General features: G+C 59.0%; 15 protein-coding genes. 5 read left to right on the top strand and 10 right to left on the bottom strand.

Annotated features, from left to right (window positions below; genetic code table 11):
* Nucleotides 1-52: 52 nt before the first annotated feature.
* Nucleotides 53-2,659: a S8 family serine peptidase gene (locus EWF95_RS03640; protein WP_142442698.1), complete on the bottom strand. Its 2,607-nt coding sequence runs from the start codon at nt 2,657-2,659 to the stop codon at nt 53-55.
* A gap of 328 nt (nt 2,660-2,987) precedes the next feature.
* Between EWF95_RS03640 and EWF95_RS03645 the strand changes: the two genes are divergently transcribed.
* A complete protein-coding gene (locus EWF95_RS03645; protein ID WP_185911687.1) occupies nt 2,988-4,226 on the top strand; it encodes a COG1361 S-layer family protein in 1,239 nt (412 codons plus the stop codon).
* Nucleotides 4,227-6,728, top strand: coding sequence for an efflux RND transporter permease subunit (locus EWF95_RS03650; RefSeq protein ID WP_142442700.1), 2,502 nt, complete (start codon nt 4,227-4,229; stop codon nt 6,726-6,728).
* Nucleotides 6,729-6,732: 4 nt separating this feature from the next.
* Here EWF95_RS03650 and EWF95_RS03655 read toward each other — a convergent pair whose 3' ends face one another.
* From EWF95_RS03655 to EWF95_RS03690, 8 genes are all read right to left on the bottom strand, one after another.
* Nucleotides 6,733-7,839, bottom strand: coding sequence for a tubulin/FtsZ family protein (locus tag EWF95_RS03655; protein WP_142442701.1), 1,107 nt, complete (start codon nt 7,837-7,839; stop codon nt 6,733-6,735).
* 60 nt (nt 7,840-7,899) lie between these two features.
* Nucleotides 7,900-8,694, bottom strand: a complete 795-nt coding sequence (locus EWF95_RS03660) for a VOC family protein (RefSeq protein WP_142442702.1) — start codon at nt 8,692-8,694, stop codon at nt 7,900-7,902.
* 45 nt (nt 8,695-8,739) lie between these two features.
* The gene (locus EWF95_RS03665; protein WP_142442703.1) at nt 8,740-9,216 is read right to left on the bottom strand and encodes a TIGR04206 family protein; all 477 of its coding nucleotides are present in this window, start codon (nt 9,214-9,216) and stop codon (nt 8,740-8,742) included.
* Complete coding sequence (locus tag EWF95_RS03670) at nt 9,204-9,716, bottom strand: hypothetical protein (protein WP_142442704.1); 513 nt, start codon at nt 9,714-9,716, stop codon at nt 9,204-9,206. Before EWF95_RS03670 ends, EWF95_RS03665 begins: the two co-directional genes overlap by 13 nt.
* Entirely contained in the window at nt 9,713-10,024 is a 312-nt protein-coding gene (locus EWF95_RS03675; protein WP_142442705.1) for a hypothetical protein, read from the bottom strand. Before EWF95_RS03675 ends, EWF95_RS03670 begins: the two co-directional genes overlap by 4 nt.
* Nucleotides 10,025-10,118: 94 nt before the next feature.
* The gene (locus EWF95_RS03680; protein WP_142442706.1) at nt 10,119-11,228 is read right to left on the bottom strand and encodes an OBG GTPase family GTP-binding protein; all 1,110 of its coding nucleotides are present in this window, start codon (nt 11,226-11,228) and stop codon (nt 10,119-10,121) included.
* 60 nt (nt 11,229-11,288) lie between these two features.
* Complete coding sequence (locus tag EWF95_RS03685) at nt 11,289-11,648, bottom strand: type II toxin-antitoxin system PemK/MazF family toxin (RefSeq protein ID WP_142442707.1); 360 nt, start codon at nt 11,646-11,648, stop codon at nt 11,289-11,291.
* Nucleotides 11,648-11,884, bottom strand: coding sequence for a hypothetical protein (locus EWF95_RS03690; RefSeq protein ID WP_142442708.1), 237 nt, complete (start codon nt 11,882-11,884; stop codon nt 11,648-11,650). The genes EWF95_RS03685 and EWF95_RS03690 overlap by 1 nt, the downstream gene beginning before the upstream one ends.
* Before the next feature lie 167 nt (nt 11,885-12,051).
* Here EWF95_RS03690 and EWF95_RS03695 point away from each other — a divergent pair, with 167 nt between their 5' ends.
* Genes EWF95_RS03695 through EWF95_RS03705 form a run of 3 tightly spaced genes read left to right on the top strand, consistent with a single transcriptional unit; the run spans nt 12,052 to nt 13,294 of the window.
* Nucleotides 12,052-12,255 (top strand): VNG_1110C family protein, encoded by a 204-nt coding sequence (locus tag EWF95_RS03695; RefSeq protein WP_142442709.1) that lies wholly within the window; start codon nt 12,052-12,054, stop codon nt 12,253-12,255.
* Nucleotides 12,256-12,315: 60 nt separating this feature from the next.
* Nucleotides 12,316-12,693, top strand: coding sequence for a DUF7541 family protein (locus EWF95_RS03700; protein ID WP_142442710.1), 378 nt, complete (start codon nt 12,316-12,318; stop codon nt 12,691-12,693).
* Nucleotides 12,694-12,742: 49 nt separating this feature from the next.
* A complete protein-coding gene (locus EWF95_RS03705) occupies nt 12,743-13,294 on the top strand; it encodes a DUF6684 family protein (protein WP_321167576.1) in 552 nt (183 codons plus the stop codon).
* Between the two features lie 3 nt (nt 13,295-13,297).
* On the opposite strand, the gene EWF95_RS03710 is transcribed toward EWF95_RS03705, so the two are convergent.
* Complete coding sequence (locus EWF95_RS03710) at nt 13,298-14,854, bottom strand: ATP-binding protein (RefSeq protein WP_142442711.1); 1,557 nt, start codon at nt 14,852-14,854, stop codon at nt 13,298-13,300.
* Nucleotides 14,855-14,917 lie beyond the last annotated feature (63 nt).

The raw sequence follows: 14,917 nt of genomic DNA on the forward strand, positions 1-14,917 counted from the left end.
AGAAACAATTGTGAACAGCAGGACTCCCACAGTGTAATAGTTGGGTTGAGGCTTACATTACCTTCTCATACGTTCTGAAGGCAGCAGCCACGTCTCCAAGGAGTTGTGTCCCAATCTCACCATTACGGAAGTCGGCAGCAGCGTCACCGAGACCCTGTGGCCCGATACGACCATTTGTTCCAGCATACGTCGCAACCGTGGTCTCAACGGTAATTTGGCTATCACCTTGAACAGTAACTGTCGTGTCATCTGTATCGGTGACAGTTCCAAACAGTTCGAGTGTTGATGAGCCAGTATCAGGAACGGTCACAACGTACTGTAGTGTCGCGCTGTCGGTTCCCTGCCACGAAGCGAATACCTCATCGTTCGACTCGGACTCCTCAATGACAACTGCGGTGGGGTCATTAGTCGCTGAAAGCGCTGCGGCAGAAGGAATAATCGATTCTCTCACCCGTAAATCATCAATTGAACGATCTGAATCGATCTCAACCGAGACTGTTGTTTGATCACCCGGTGAGACAGTAGCATCTGAAACAGTGCGCTCGGCAGTTATTGACGGCGAATCACGCACTGTCAACTCCGCTGATCGACTATCGTTGTTACTCGCTACCGTAACGGTATATGTCTCGGGAGCCATCGATGCTGTTGGGACATCAAACGACACCGATTCAGTTTCACCCGCGCCGAGAGAGATAGATCGCCTCAATGGCTCAATTGAGGCTTCTCCGGTGATTGTCGCAACAAGTTCCTGTGTTCCAGCTACTCCCCCAGTGTTTTCAACACGCGCAGTTAGTTCACTCGACTCACCACTCGAAACAGTCGCTGGATTGAGATCGACCGCAGAGATATTAAAATTGGCAGGCTCCAAAACGGTAACAGTCCCAGCAGGTTCGCCGTTGACGGTAATCACATAGTTCCCAGACGTATCAAATTCCGATACGAAGGAAAGCTGTTCTGTTTCCCCAGGGGCTACATCAACAGATTTAGCCTGCGTAAGAGTTCCATTAATTTGCAGCGAGGCAACAAAAGTCCCGGTAGCATCGCCTCTATTTATAACACTAATCTCCGTCACAACGGACTCACCCACGACAGCTGTGTCAGTATTAGTCATTGCTGAATCAAGTGTTAGATCCGCCTCAGCGGTGTCAGTGACAGTAGCCGTCGCGTGGTAGGCATCAATAATACCGCTCCCGTACTGGGTATCACGGTCAGTAGAAGACCCATCAGGCTTCCACGCTGAGTCGACTAATGCCGCCTCAATTTCTGTCGGTGTAAGTGACTCGTCTGTTGCAGACTGCATAAGCGCAACAGTCCCCGTGACATGTGGTGCGGCCATGCTTGTACCACTTATTTCCGCATACCTGCCTTCAGAGTAGGTGCTAACCACATTTTCACCCGGGGCGGTAACTGTTGGAACAATATATGTATCAGGCCACGATGCGGGTGCGTTTGTTCCCCATACATCCGCAGTGCTAATTTCTTCTCCACCAGAACCAGACCATACCGTCTTCGACTCGGTTGTCGCACCGACGTTAATTGTATTATAATAGTTCCCTGGAGAACTGGAAGTACCAGAACCATCGTTACCAACAGAAGCAATGACAACACTACCTGCAGCATTAGCAGTCTGAACTGGATCAATAAGGTTATGATAGTATCCATCTGCACCGAGGCTCAGTGAGATGATATCCGCCTCGTTGTCAATACTCCACTCTAATCCGTCTAATAGAGTCGCAAAATCGCCCTGTCCATCATCTGCAAATACTTTCCCATGAAAGAGCTCCGCTTCTGGAGCGACACCGTAGTATATACCTGTCGGAGTTTGTTCACCAACAATGGTTCCACTCACATGACTACCATGCCCATTATCATCGTACGGTTCTGGTTGGTTCGTAACGAAGTCCTTCCAACCACCGGTAGCGGGTGTAAGGTCGGAGTGGTTCGTAGCATCTACCCCGGTATCGAGCACTGCGATCCTAACCCCTTCACCTCTTGAACCAAATCGACGCCACGTACTCGTAGCATTGATTTGTTCAAGCCCATATGTATATGTATCAGTAGCGTCAGAACTGATAGTAGCAGGCGACATAGTTGTCGTATAATTCGTTGATGATACCGATTGTGTATCACCAACCTCGATTTTGAAGTTCTTGTGAAGTCGTTTGACACCAGTGATCGAACGAACATCCTCTAAATCAACAGCATTTGTATCCACCTCCAACAACACAGCGTTTGTCACCCAGAACCGATCTTTGATTGTTATGCCATCCGTTCGCTCTGCGTAATCAATAACTGGCTTCTGCGTGTGATTGGCATTGGTTTGTAGTGTGTCAATCGGAGTATCACTTTGTGCAATCTGCAGCCGCTCTGTTTCAGACAATCTTACAACAACTTCCACGTGGCCAGTAGCAGAGTGCAAAGCTGGATCGATTGGTGTAGACGAAGAATTATCAGTATCTACAACTGCTGTCGAAGAGGGTGCTGCTCCTACTGTTCCAATTGTGGTGATCAAAACTAAGACTATCGAAAAGAATAATACGCCGCTAATAAGTCTGCGCCGACAAATCATTCGCTCATTGATCTTAGTATGTGACGATATAAATATATTGTGTAATACTTGTAATAAAGTGAGCAACTCTCGTGTGTATCTTGTTACCACATGCAGGACAAGCCAATATATCTATTGATCGACTCCGCTGATAGTTTATTCTAACCAATAGACAATTAAAATAAACACAAGACAACTAACGGTGTGTTTCACAAACAATTTATCTAAATCAATACAAAGCAAAATAGATGCGCATCAAAACTATGTTGTTAGGGAACCCATTTTTTATCAATAAAAGATCCGATCAACGACTACAGACGTATGACAACAGCTGGCTGTCAGCCAACTCAATTTCATCAATCAAATAATGTTCTCCTCGAGCCGTCGTCAAGTGATAATAGTGGTTATGATCGCTCTCATAATCCTACCGAGTATTGCGGTGGCCCAAAGCGGTGAGATAGACGCCCTCGGCTCACCCGAGCTCAACGCCTACGCCCCGAACAACGACCTCACACCTGGAAGCGAGGAAACACTCACCGTTCAGATCGGCAACGAGGGTGATTTCCAGCGCGGTAGTGCAGGCGACCGCCAGTACGTCACCACTGCTCGGGATGTAGCCGTCAGCCTCAATGCCGGCGGTACACCAATCGCCGTGGAAACAGGTGAACAAAGCATCGGCGAACTGCCCGAAGCACAAACCGGAACCCCGGAGTTCGATCTAACTGTTCCCGATTCGGCGTCCCCAGGTACATATACGCTCACAGTCAACCTCGACTACAGCTACACAAGCAAGGCACGGGATGCACCCTCGGTACGCGCGCAAACCTCGGAAAACTCCCGTTCCGTTGAGCGAACAATCCGCGTCACGATCACCGACGATGCCCGCTTCGAGGTCACTGAACTCGACAGCAATCTCCGCGTTGGCGAAGAGGGTGAAATCACGGGCCAACTCGAAAACGTCGGCCGCGATGACGCGGCCAACGCCGAGGTCAGCTTCGCACCCGACTCGGAAACCGTCGTCGCCCTCGAAAGCAACGTCGCTGTCGGCGACATCGAAGCCGGCGAAACAGCCCCGTTCAGCATCCCCGTCGAGGTCACCAGCGAGGCCGAAGCGGTCCCCAAACGCTTCGATCTCCCGGTCTCCTTCCGCGATGAGAACGGCATCCGCCAGTCCGACAACGATACCGAGTTCCTCATCGACATCGGCGGCCAACGCGACGCCTTCCTGATCGAACCCGTCGATTCATCGATCGAAGCCGGCAGCAGCCGCGCCCTCGATATCGAGGTCACCAACAACCTCGGTGAGCCGGTCTCAGACATCGAGGGCAAGCTGTTCGCCGACGACCCGCTCAGTAGCTCCAACGACGAGACGTTCACCACCGAGCTCGATCCCGGCGAGACCACCACGGTCACCGTCGATCTGAGCGCGGCCAGCGGCGCGACGATCAAAAACTACCCCGCCTCGATGGACTTCCGGTACACCGACGCTGACGGTGACAGCAAGCTCACCGACAGCTACCGGCTGGCGATCGGTGTCACCGAGCCCGCCGACGATGGCGGCGGCTCGCCGATCCTCCCGCTCCTGCTCGTCCTGCTCGTTGTCGCCGGGATCGGCGCGTTCCTCTGGCGGCGCAACGGCGGCGAACTCAACGACCTTGGCGGGCTGCGAGACGAGTAGATGGCCGATCGAGGCCTCGACCTCGAACCGTCGCTCAACGCGCTCAACAGTCTCATCCTCGGGCGGCCCCTGGCGGTTGTCGCCGCCTTCCTCGCGGTCACCGTCCTGCTGACCGGCGGGCTCGGGATGATCGAGACCGTCGAGGATCAGTCGGACGCCTTCTCCGAGGATATCGACGCCCAGGAGGCTCTCGACGCTGTCAACGAGGAGTTCGGTGCGACCTTTGGCGACTCCGAGGAATCCACCCAGCTGTTACAGGAGAGTCAAAACGCCCTCAGCAAGCCGGCGTTGCTGCGCTCGCTGGCGATCATCGAACGTACCAACGAGCGCGCTGAGCTCCGGCTGACCGACGCCACCGGGCCGGCGACGATCATCGCCCAACAGCTCGATCCCGATGCCGAGGGCTACGCGGCCCAACGCCGGGCGATCAGCCGCGCCAGCGAGACGGAGCTCCGAACCGCGGTGCGGCAAAGCGCGGACAGACCAGGGTTTCAGGCACTTGTCTCGGAAGATTTCAACCGCCAGACCGCGAGTGCCGGCGCGTCGATAACTGTCCTCACCCACTCCTTCCCACCGCAAGGTGACAACCTCCAAGAGGTGCAACTAGGTGTCAAGGAGATCACCGAGCGAAGCGACGGCGACATCCGCGTTTTCGGGCTCGGGATCACCAACAGCGAGACCGCAAACGTCATCGGCGACTCCCTAGGGATCGTTATGCCCGCGGTGCTCGGCCTGATCCTGCTGTTTTTGATCGTCGCCTACCGTGACCCGATCGATCTCGTTCTCGGGTTGGTCGCGCTACTGTTGACGCTGCTGTGGACGTTCGGCTTCATCGGCTACGCCGGTATCCCCTTCGACCAGAACATGATCTCGGTGCCGATCCTCCTGCTTGCGGTCGGCATCGACTTCGGGATCCACATCGTCAACCGCTACCGCGAGGAGAAGATCCACGGCTTCGACGTGCGGGAGGCGATGACGATCACCAACAGCCAGCTGGCGGTTGCCTTTGCGATCGTGACGGTCACAACGGTATTCGGCTTTGGCGCGAATCTGACAAGCAACTTCCAGCCGACCCGGAACTTTGCGATCGTCGCCAGCGTCGGCATCATCTTCACGTTCCTCATCTTCAGCTTCTTCCTGCCGGCGGCGAAGATCATCGCCGACCGCAACCGCGAGCGGTTCAACGTTCCCAGCTTTGGCTCCGCGCCGCTTGCGACCGAGGAATCGATCCTCGGCCGGATCTTACCGGCCAGCGCGACCATCTCAAAGCGCGCGCCGATCGCCTTGCTGCTGCTGTTTTTGGTCATCTCCGGCGGGGCCGCCGCCTACGGGCAGGGTGTTGATCGAAGCTTCGAACAGGAGGACTTCCTCCCACCCGAAGACCTCCCGGACTACATCGAAGGCCTCCCTGAGCCGTTCGCCCCCAGCGAGTACACCGCCGCCGGCAGCATCAATTTCATCGAGGACAACTTCGCCGCCGGCAACGACGACCAGATCACGATGTACATCGAGGGGCCGTTCACCCGTGATGCCGCCCTTGAGTCGGTGTACCGAACAACCAGGGATCCACCCGACACCTATCTGACGACCGACAACCGTGCGGAGACGACGAGCATCATCACCGTCATCAACGACTACGCCGACCGTGATCCCGAGTTCGCCGCCCTCGTCGCCCGCAACGACCGCGATGGCAACGGGGTGCCCGACCGCAACCTCGAACAGATCTACGACGCGCTCGAATCCTCGCCGGCGGCCGACCGCACCGACGAGTATCTGACCGAGGATCGGCGGGCGATCCGCGTTGAGTTCGCCGTCGAATCCGACGCCTCCCAGGGCGAGATCACCGCCGACTCCAGGGAGTACGCCGAGGAGTTCCGGGCTGCCGCCACCCCAACCGGGACGATCGTCGTCTTCCAGGCGGTGACCGACCTCATCTTCCAGTCGGCGTTCCAGAGCCTGTTTGTCGCCATCGGGCTGACCGGGATCTTCCTCGTCGGGGTCTACTGGCTGCTGGAACGCAAACCGCTGTTGGGCGTCGTCAACGTCTTCCCGATCCTCGTGACGGTCGCGGTGTTGTTGGCGACGATGCGGGTACTCGGCCTCTCGCTCAACGCTGTCACGGCGACGATCCTCTCGATCACCGTCGGCGTCGGCGTCGCCTACTCGGTGCATATGACCCACCGGTTTATCGACGAGTACACCGCTGGCAAGAGCACCGATGAAAGCCTCAAGATCACCCTCCAGGGCACCGGTGGCGCGCTCACCGGCAGCATGCTGACGACCTCGATCGGCACCGGCGCGCTCGTACTCGCTATCTCGCCGATCCTCGGCCAGTTCGGGCTGCTGATGGCTGTCAGCGTCTTCTACTCGTTTGTCGCCGCGATCGTCGTCTTCCCGTCGACGGCCTACATCTGGGCACGGTACGATCAGGGCGGCTCGCTCCGGGATTGGCTGTGGGAACGGACAAACAGCACGCCACAGTTCGCTAGCCAAGACGAGTAGATACCTACCCGCGATCGGCCGCCGCACGGAACGCGTTCACGCGCGGGCACGATCCAACACCTGTTAGCAGCGCGATCATCGTGATCGTGTCGCCGTCGGGATCGGGCATGTCGCCGCCACGGATCTCGACGCTGCCGGTTTCCTGGGCCAACCACGACCGGGCATCCGAGACCGCCCGGCGATTCAGCCAGTCGGGCGGCCCGCCGACGATCAACAACCCGCGTTGCACCGACTCGCGGTCGATCTCGACGGTGAGCTTGCCGCGAACCGCCCGCCGGGAGGTTGTCTCGATAGCCTTGATCGCGGTTGTGTCGTCGATCTCGCCCTCCTGTTCGAGGATCCCGAGCCCGAACCGGGACTCAGTTGGTCGCTCGATCGTCTGGCTGGCGTAGCCGATGGTGGCGATCCCGCCGGCAGCGAAGGTGTTCTGTACCTCGGAGGCGTCGACGACGCGTTCGGCGATCTGGCGGTCGTGATCGCCCTCGCCGGCCGCAAACAGCGCGGCGACCCGCGTTGTCAGCGTCTCGTTGAGGTCGTCTCGGGTGTCGGGGTCGGTGTCGCTGTCACCGGAGCCAAGCCATAGCTCGTTGTCGAACAACAGCAGCGCGTCGGTCGCCGCGCCGATATCGGCGAGCGCGCGACCGGTGTTGCGTGCGGCTGTCGATGTCGACCCATCGTCGGCGGTGGGCGAACCCGCCGGCAAAATCCCAAGCCCATACACTGGAACATCGTAGACACGTCGCAGCTCGTCGGCGATCCGCGGGAGGGCGGTCGCGCCGCTGCCGCCAGCGAGGCCGACACAACAGAGGATCGCGTCGGTCTGCGAGGAAACGGCGTCGTCGACGGCGTTGGCCAGTTCGGTTGCCTCGGAGTCGGCCGCCGCCGCGCCGACGCTGCGGTCGCCCTCGACGCCAGCCCCCTCGGCCTCGATGACCCCGTAGAGATGGCGTCGGTCATCCGGGATCGACTCCAGACTCGACAGATCACGCTGGTCGGTATCAAGGGCGACGCTGTCGACGACGAACGACCGCGAGCGATCGCCGTCAGCCGCCACGAGCCGGTCGGCGATCCGGCAGCCAACCCCGCCAAACCCACAGACTGTCAGCTTCATACCTGCTTCTCACAGCGGTATCGCAAAAAGAATGCGCCCGGATCGGGGATCGCCGATCAGTTAGAACGGGAACAGCGAATCGCTGTCCGGATCACGGTCGATCAACTCGATCTCGTGACCGTCCTGATCGCGGGTGAACGCATAGAGGTCGTCACACTCCTCAGGACTGCGGTAGTCGTCGGCCTCGCGCAACATGAGCTGCTCCCAGTCGTCTTCGAGGTCGTCGACGCGGACGGCGAGATGGCCCCACGCGTCGCCCATCGTGTACTCCCGACCGTCATAATTGTAGGTGAGTTCGAGCCACATCGCCTCCTTGGCGTCGTCTTCGGGTGCCATGAAGTAGTTAGCAAAGGAGCTGGCCTCCCACCGCGAGCGCGGCTCGACATACTCGAACTTCCGCGCCCAGAAGCCGAGTGCCTCGTCGGCGTCCTCAACGCGGATCATCGTGTGATCCAGCGACCACAGCGCGCCGTAATCCCGCTGGACGATCTCGACCTCGTGGCCGTCGGGATCCTTGACAAACGCATACGAGCCACCACAGGATTCCGGATCGCGGTAGTCGTCGACGCCTTCGTCCATCAGCTGCTCGTAGTGCTCCTCAAGCTCACCCTCGGGCACCCGAACCGCGATGTGGCCCCAGGCGTCGCCGACCTCGTACTCTACCTCGTCGTCGTTCTCGGTGAGTTCGAGCATCGCCCCGTCCTCGTGCATGTCTTCGGGGCCAAGATAGGCGATGGTGAACCCGTCGCCTTCGTAGCGTTCCTTCTCCTCGTAGTCGAGGTGGGTCTGATACCACTCAAGCGACTCCTCAAGATCCGCGACCCGCATCATGACGTGATCGAGTGTCCCAGTCATACACCGGAAATGGGGTCGCCAACGCGAAAAGGATACCGGGATGGTTCACTCCCCCGGCGGGGCGGGCGGCGCGCCGATCGATCCAAGCACCGGATAGTAGAACCACCAACCCACCATCGCCATCGCAACCACGCCGACCGGAATTGTCCCGGCGGCTCCGCGGCCGAGCAGCCCCCACCAGACGATGACGGACGTGACCGCCGACAGCGCGAGCAGGCCGACGGTTACCCGCACGTCTTCCCACTCAAAGACGACACCACTGGCGGCACTCAGGAGCGCGCCACAGTAGAAGCCGAAGCCGAGCGGCCAGACCTGGAGTGACCACGGCAGCGTTTCGAGGCCCTGTGTTTCGCCGAAATAGCTCGGCAAGGGCAGTGCGTGCCATGGGTTTGTGTTGAGCAGGCCCCAACTCATCACCGCTGTGAGATCGCCGGGTGCGTTGAACTGGACGACCCACGGGACGAAGGCGAGTGCAAGAAGTGCAGCCACGGCGGCAGGTGGGGATCGATTCATTCCGTCCATTCGAACAGCCGTGTCGCCTGCTGTACGTAGGCGTTACCGTTCCAACTCCGTACATCTGCGATCCCATCCAGCAACTCCATTGCAGTGTCGTTCGAGACCAGCCCGCGGACGACAAACGCCTTGAGCAGCCGCGGTGTCGTCACGAGCCGCGTCGCCGACAGCGAGGCGTGGATCAGCGACAGTTGATTGTACTCGTCGCAGTAGCAAAACGGCGCGTCGAGGCTGTTGGCCAGCTGGACGACCGCGTTTTCGCCGTCATCGAGCGGGAACGTTGAATCGAGATCGACCGTCGCAACCGTGAGCCGCGGTTTGCTTTCAAGAACCGCACCCGCGGCGGTCGCGTGGTCGTCGTCATACCCCCTGATAGATTCGAGTTCGTCGGTGATCTGCTGGGGAACGGTCACCTCGTAGCTATCCAGCAGCAGCGGCAACAGCTCCTGCCGCGCCTCAGGGGTACTTGCAATGCTCACGAGCCCCGACGTATCGGCGACCAGTTTCATTCGTCGATGGCGTCGGCAAGCTCCTCGCTGAGCGAGTCATCCGACAGCTGCTGTTTGAGCAGCCGGAAGTTCTGGGCCGTCTCCGTGCCGACGATGGCTTTCGTCTGCTCGAAATCGAGGCGATCCTCGTAGTAGGCGTCCGCGATCGCCTGCTGAACCGCCTCCTCGTTGCTCGCCTCAGAGAGATAGGTTCGGAGGGCTTCGACGAGGACATCCGTCCGGTTTTTGTCTTCCGCGACCGCGAGCGCGTCAGCCTGTTCGATCAGCCGCTCAGGGGCGCGGAAATGAACGCGGGTGCTCGAACTCATAGACACACATTGTGCACACAATCACGTATGCTTGTCGGTCGTCGGCAGCGAGTAGCGGCTTGGACGGTAGCGAGTAGCGGCTCGGGAGCAACAGTTAGCGGCTCTTGATGATCCGCAACACATCCTCGTCGGCCAATTCATGGTCGGTCCCGACCTGCTGGTCATCGTGTTTTGCGCTCGGGCCGCTGACGCGGGCGAACCGAAACCGATCCTCGAACTCGCCGCCGAGCTTCGTGAGGGCGTCGCCGATGGTATCGCCCTCTCGCAGCACCAGCGGTTCGTCGTAGTCGACGCCGCGGCCGGGTTTGTCCATGTAGATCCGAACGAGACCGAGTTCCTGCCAAATGCGCTCAGTCAGCCCATCAAGCCCGCGCTCCTCTTCAGCACTGATGAAAATACACTCCTCGGGATCAATGTCGTGCCCCCGAAGGTTCTCATGGACGGTCGGCAGGTAATCCTCATCGATCAGATCAGCTTTGTTGACCGTGACCATCGAGGGGATATAGACGCGGTTGTCCATCATCCCATCGACCAGCTCGTCGATCGAAGGGTCGCCACGAACCGTGATCTCGGCGTTGACGTAGCCGTTCTGTCGCAGGACTTCCTTGATCGTGTTTTCGTCGAGGCTGACGCTGTCGCTTTTGTTGACCTGAATCCCGTTTTTGTGTCGCTGCCGGATGTGGATGCTCGGCGGCTCGGTGTCCAGCCGGATGTTGTTGTTGTAGAGCTCCTGGCGGAGTCGTTCGTACTGGTCGATCTCGAAGACCGAGAGCATGAAGACGGCGAGGTCGGCGGTGCGGACGACCGACAGCACCTCTTGGCCGCCACCGCGACCGTCGGCCGCGCCTTCGATCAGTCCCGGCACGTCGAGGATCTGGATGTTCGCGCCGCGGTATTTGAGCATCCCGGGGTTGACATCCAGCGTCGTAAACTCATAGGAGCCGGTTTCGCTGTCGGCGTTGGTCAGCGCGTTGATCAGTGTCGATTTGCCGACGCTGGGGAACCCGACGAGGGCGACGGTGGCGTCGCCGTGTTTCTCGACGGCATAGCCGCCACCGCCGCCGGCAGAGGACTGGTTTTCGAGTTTTTCTTTCTTCTCGGCGAGTTTCGCCTTCAGTCGACCGATATGGGCCTCTGTCGACTTGTTGTACGGGGTTTCGGCGATCTCCTCGCGGATCGATTCGATCTCCTCCTCCAGTCCCATTATCGGTCAGTGGGCCATTGCCGTCGAAAAGGCTGTTCATTCGGCGAGTCGTGGTCTGGCTCAGCGCTCCAACAACCCCAGTGACACACGAATCGCGTCATCGATATCGGCCAACTGGCTATCAGTCACATGGCCGAAGTGATCGGTGATCCGTTTCTCGATATCGACTGTCCGGATCTGATCGAGTTGGACATGAGAGTCAACTTCGAGTTCAGCCATCGATCTAGGGAGGTTGACGTGAAACGGATACTCAGTATGGCCCTTCGAGAGCGGTGCAACAATTGTCGTCGGAGAAAACTTGTTTCCAGTATCGTTTTGAATCACGACGGCTCGACGTGATTTATACAGTTCACTACCCCGGGAATCGTCATCGTCCGGGCCGCCGAGGTCAACGCGGACGATATCGCCACGGCGAACCATCAGCTGTCAGTCGGTGGCTCGCCAAGCTGTTCAGTCGCCTCCGCGGATGCCGCCGCCCACGCAGCAGCCGTCTCAGCGGCATCCTCAGCGTTGGCCTGATACGCCGCAGCCAGTTCGTCATCACTGGGACCCATCTCGTCGTCGATCGCCGCTTGGACGAGTTGCGAAAGGTTGCGGTCGGTGGCGTCGATCCACGTGGCCTGATCTTCGCGGATTGTAATATTCTTGCGTTCCATACTTGTGTGTATTAGGTGTGTATTAAAAACAGTAACGGCGAGTACGAGCCAAAGTACTGTGTGTAGTAGATAACACGGTCAAAAAAGCAACCCAACCACACGAGAGAGTCCGAACAATGACTTCGATATCATTATACGCTATCCGCCTAACATTCAGACGAGCTGATATGCCGAACCCAACCCGACTGCGTGACAGCACGCAGATCGAACTCCCCTGTCGTTCCTTGGAAGGAATTCAGGATGATCTCGAAGCCGAGCACACGGTCACTGTCGTTCAGCCGGAAGGCCAACAGTGCCGGATCATCGGCAGCCCGATCGAGATCAAAGCCGCCAGCAACTTCCTGAGCCGACACGGGATCACGCTGCCATAACCGCCGAGACCACGCTGTTGCTTCCGAAGCGTGTTTTACGCTGTATCTACTAGTACACCTATGGACGAGACGCCGGGACTCAGCGAGCAGTACCGCAAGGCAAGCCCGTGGCCGCTATTTATCGCCCTCGGCGTCCCGATCTCCGAGATCGGCCTCGTTTTTGACGTGCTGCCGGTTGCCGTCGGCGGCCTGCTGTTGTTCTGTGGCTGTATCGCCGGCATGCTTCAGGAAGCCGGCTACGTCACGGCCCCGTGGCGTGCCCTCGGGGCGATGGCACTGCTGTTGTTCGGCCTTGGCGGGGCGATCCTCTATGTCAACCCGCAGGTCGGTGCCGACATGACGATGCGGGCCTACGCCGTGTTGGCCAGCGGGGCTGTTCTTGTCGCCGGCGTGATCGCCGGCACGCTGCTCGTTCCGAAACGACAACGGCCAGCGTAAGCCGATCCGAACCGGAAACCTATTTGTGCGCCCTGAAGTATCTCGTGGTATGGAAACCAAGATCTTCGATCGAGAAACGATGCTCGATCTGGTGGTCAACTTCATCCCGCTGGGGATTATTCTGTTTTTCATCGGGGTCTTCGTCGTGGTCATGCCCTGGGGGTTCGATGTCAGAACCTCCGGGGTGATGCTCGGCCTGATGATCGTCCCGTTCGTCGCCTTGGCAGTCCTGACGTATCTCTCGGCGAAGGCGATCGCCGGCGATGAGAAGACAAAACCGGTGTACGCACAGGGGCAAGCCGGGCTTGAAGAGGCTGAACCGGAACATCACGGCGACGACGAGTCAGCCGAGACGGCTGCTGACGCCGTCGACGCTGGTGACGGTGGGGATGACGACGCCGAGGACGCTGCCGAGGATGAAGATTCGAAGGACGTTGACGACGAAGACGGTGCCAAGGACGCCGACGACGATGGGGCTAACGACGTCGACGACGCCGAAGGTACTGACAGCGACAGTGCCAGCGACACCGACGAGGACGCTGACACCGAGACAACAAAACCCGAAAGCGACGACACCGACGACGAGCCAACTGACACCTAACCGTTACCGGACGTTTGTAAACTCGAAGCGCGCGCCGCCATCGAAACTATCGGTGAGTTCGACCTCCCAGCCGTGGGCTTCGGCGATCTGTTTGACGATCGGGAGTCCGAACCCGGTGCCGTCCTTGCGGGTTGTCTCGCCGGCATCGAAGACAGATTCCCGACGACCCTCCGGAACCCCCTGACCGTCGTCTTCGACGAAGAAGCCGAAGGTGCCGCTATCGGGCGCGCGCGTGTTGGTGTACATCACATTCTTCAGACCGACACGGATCGTGATCGGCCCCTCGTTGTGGTCGATCGCATTCCGAAAGAGGTTCTCGAAGACGTGTGACAGCCGATTAGGATCGCCGTGAACCGTGAAGTCGTCAACGATACGGAGTTCAGCGTTCGGGCTCTCGATCAGCTCCCAGCAGTCGTTGACAAGGTCGGTGATCTCGACGGGCTCCATGTTGTCGACGGACTGCCCCTGTCGGGCGAGCATGAGCGTATCCTCGATGATATCCTCCATCCGGTCGAGGGCGTCGATGACGGTCGCAAGATGTGGGCTATCGCAGTTCTCTTGGGCGATCTCAAGCCGCCCTTGGGCGATGTTCAGGGGATTTCGGAGATCATGAGAGACGATATGCGAAAACTCCTCAAGTCGCTCGACCTGCCGTTCGAGCTCCTCTTCGCGCTGGCTGCGTTCGATCTCATAGCCGACCCATTGGGCCAGCGTCTTGACCGTGAGCTTCTGGGCTTCGATCAGCTCCGGATCGCGGGATTCGTTCCCGGCAAAACACAGCGAGCCATACACCTCATCGTCGACGGTGATCGGCGCGCCGATGTAACACGCCAACCCGAGTTCGGTATACACCGGAAGCTCGGAGAGTGCCTCGTCGGCTCCCGCATCACTGATGGCGACCGGCTCGTTTTCGGCCATCGTCAGCTGACAGTAGTTGTCGGACAAGGGCGTCGTTTGGCCGACCGTGATCCCCTCATGATCGCCCGCAACCGCCAGGATTTCAACATTGTCGTCTTCGATCCGTGTGGCGTACGCAAACGGATAGCCGAGATCGGCGGTGCCGACCTCAAGGGCGCGATCAAGCTTCTCCGTAAAGGAAAGATCCGACTGGTTCGTGATCGAGTACAGCCGCGAGATTGCCGCCGTCGACTGCCGCCATGGATCCGAGGAGTGGTGAGCACTGGTTGCGCCGCCGACCATCTCGATCCGGGTGGTCAACAGCTCCGCCTGGCTGTCATCGTCGGTTTTTGGCACATAATCGGCCCCCGCAGCCAACACCTTGTTGACGACATCGATATCCGCCGGAGAGGCAAACAGCAAGATCGGCAGCTCCGGAGCCCGCTCTCGCATCTGTGAGAGAAACTCGCCGATGTCGGTATCCAGTGGTGGCTCAACAACAAGACAGTCCGGCTGCTCCGCGTCGTAGGCCCGCAAGCCGCCCGCGGTCGTCTCGGCTGTGGTGACCGAGAACTCGTGGTCTGCGGTCGCCGGCTCGACCCCGTTGGTAAGTACGTCGGGCGGATCGGCCGTCCCGACATAGAGCACGCGAAGCGTTGGCATTGCCGAAATTATTGAATGACTACTAATAAGAGTGTCTACACAACCGACGCCCGACGGCAGGAC

The organism is Halonotius roseus, assembly GCF_006861655.1.
GTDB classification, from domain to species: Archaea; Halobacteriota; Halobacteria; order Halobacteriales; family Haloferacaceae; genus Halonotius; species Halonotius roseus.

Excerpts from the sequence above, each read along its gene's own strand:
- EWF95_RS03650 (WP_142442700.1), top strand. The coding sequence starts at position 4,227 with ATGGCCGATCGAGGCCTCGACCTCGAACCGTCGCTCAACGCGCTCAAC.
- EWF95_RS03655 (WP_142442701.1), bottom strand. The coding sequence starts at position 7,839 with ATGAAGCTGACAGTCTGTGGGTTTGGCGGGGTTGGCTGCCGGATCGCC.
- EWF95_RS03660 (WP_142442702.1), bottom strand. The coding sequence starts at position 8,694 with ATGACTGGGACACTCGATCACGTCATGATGCGGGTCGCGGATCTTGAG.
- EWF95_RS03665 (WP_142442703.1), bottom strand. The coding sequence starts at position 9,216 with ATGGACGGAATGAATCGATCCCCACCTGCCGCCGTGGCTGCACTTCTT.
- EWF95_RS03670 (WP_142442704.1), bottom strand. The coding sequence starts at position 9,716 with ATGAAACTGGTCGCCGATACGTCGGGGCTCGTGAGCATTGCAAGTACC.
- EWF95_RS03675 (WP_142442705.1), bottom strand. The coding sequence starts at position 10,024 with ATGAGTTCGAGCACCCGCGTTCATTTCCGCGCCCCTGAGCGGCTGATC.
- EWF95_RS03680 (WP_142442706.1), bottom strand. The coding sequence starts at position 11,228 with ATGGGACTGGAGGAGGAGATCGAATCGATCCGCGAGGAGATCGCCGAA.
- EWF95_RS03685 (WP_142442707.1), bottom strand. The coding sequence starts at position 11,648 with ATGGTTCGCCGTGGCGATATCGTCCGCGTTGACCTCGGCGGCCCGGAC.
- EWF95_RS03690 (WP_142442708.1), bottom strand. The coding sequence starts at position 11,884 with ATGGAACGCAAGAATATTACAATCCGCGAAGATCAGGCCACGTGGATC.
- EWF95_RS03695 (WP_142442709.1), top strand. The coding sequence starts at position 12,052 with ATGCCGAACCCAACCCGACTGCGTGACAGCACGCAGATCGAACTCCCC.
- EWF95_RS03700 (WP_142442710.1), top strand. The coding sequence starts at position 12,316 with ATGGACGAGACGCCGGGACTCAGCGAGCAGTACCGCAAGGCAAGCCCG.
- EWF95_RS03705 (WP_321167576.1), top strand. The coding sequence starts at position 12,743 with ATGGAAACCAAGATCTTCGATCGAGAAACGATGCTCGATCTGGTGGTC.
- EWF95_RS03710 (WP_142442711.1), bottom strand. The coding sequence starts at position 14,854 with ATGCCAACGCTTCGCGTGCTCTATGTCGGGACGGCCGATCCGCCCGAC.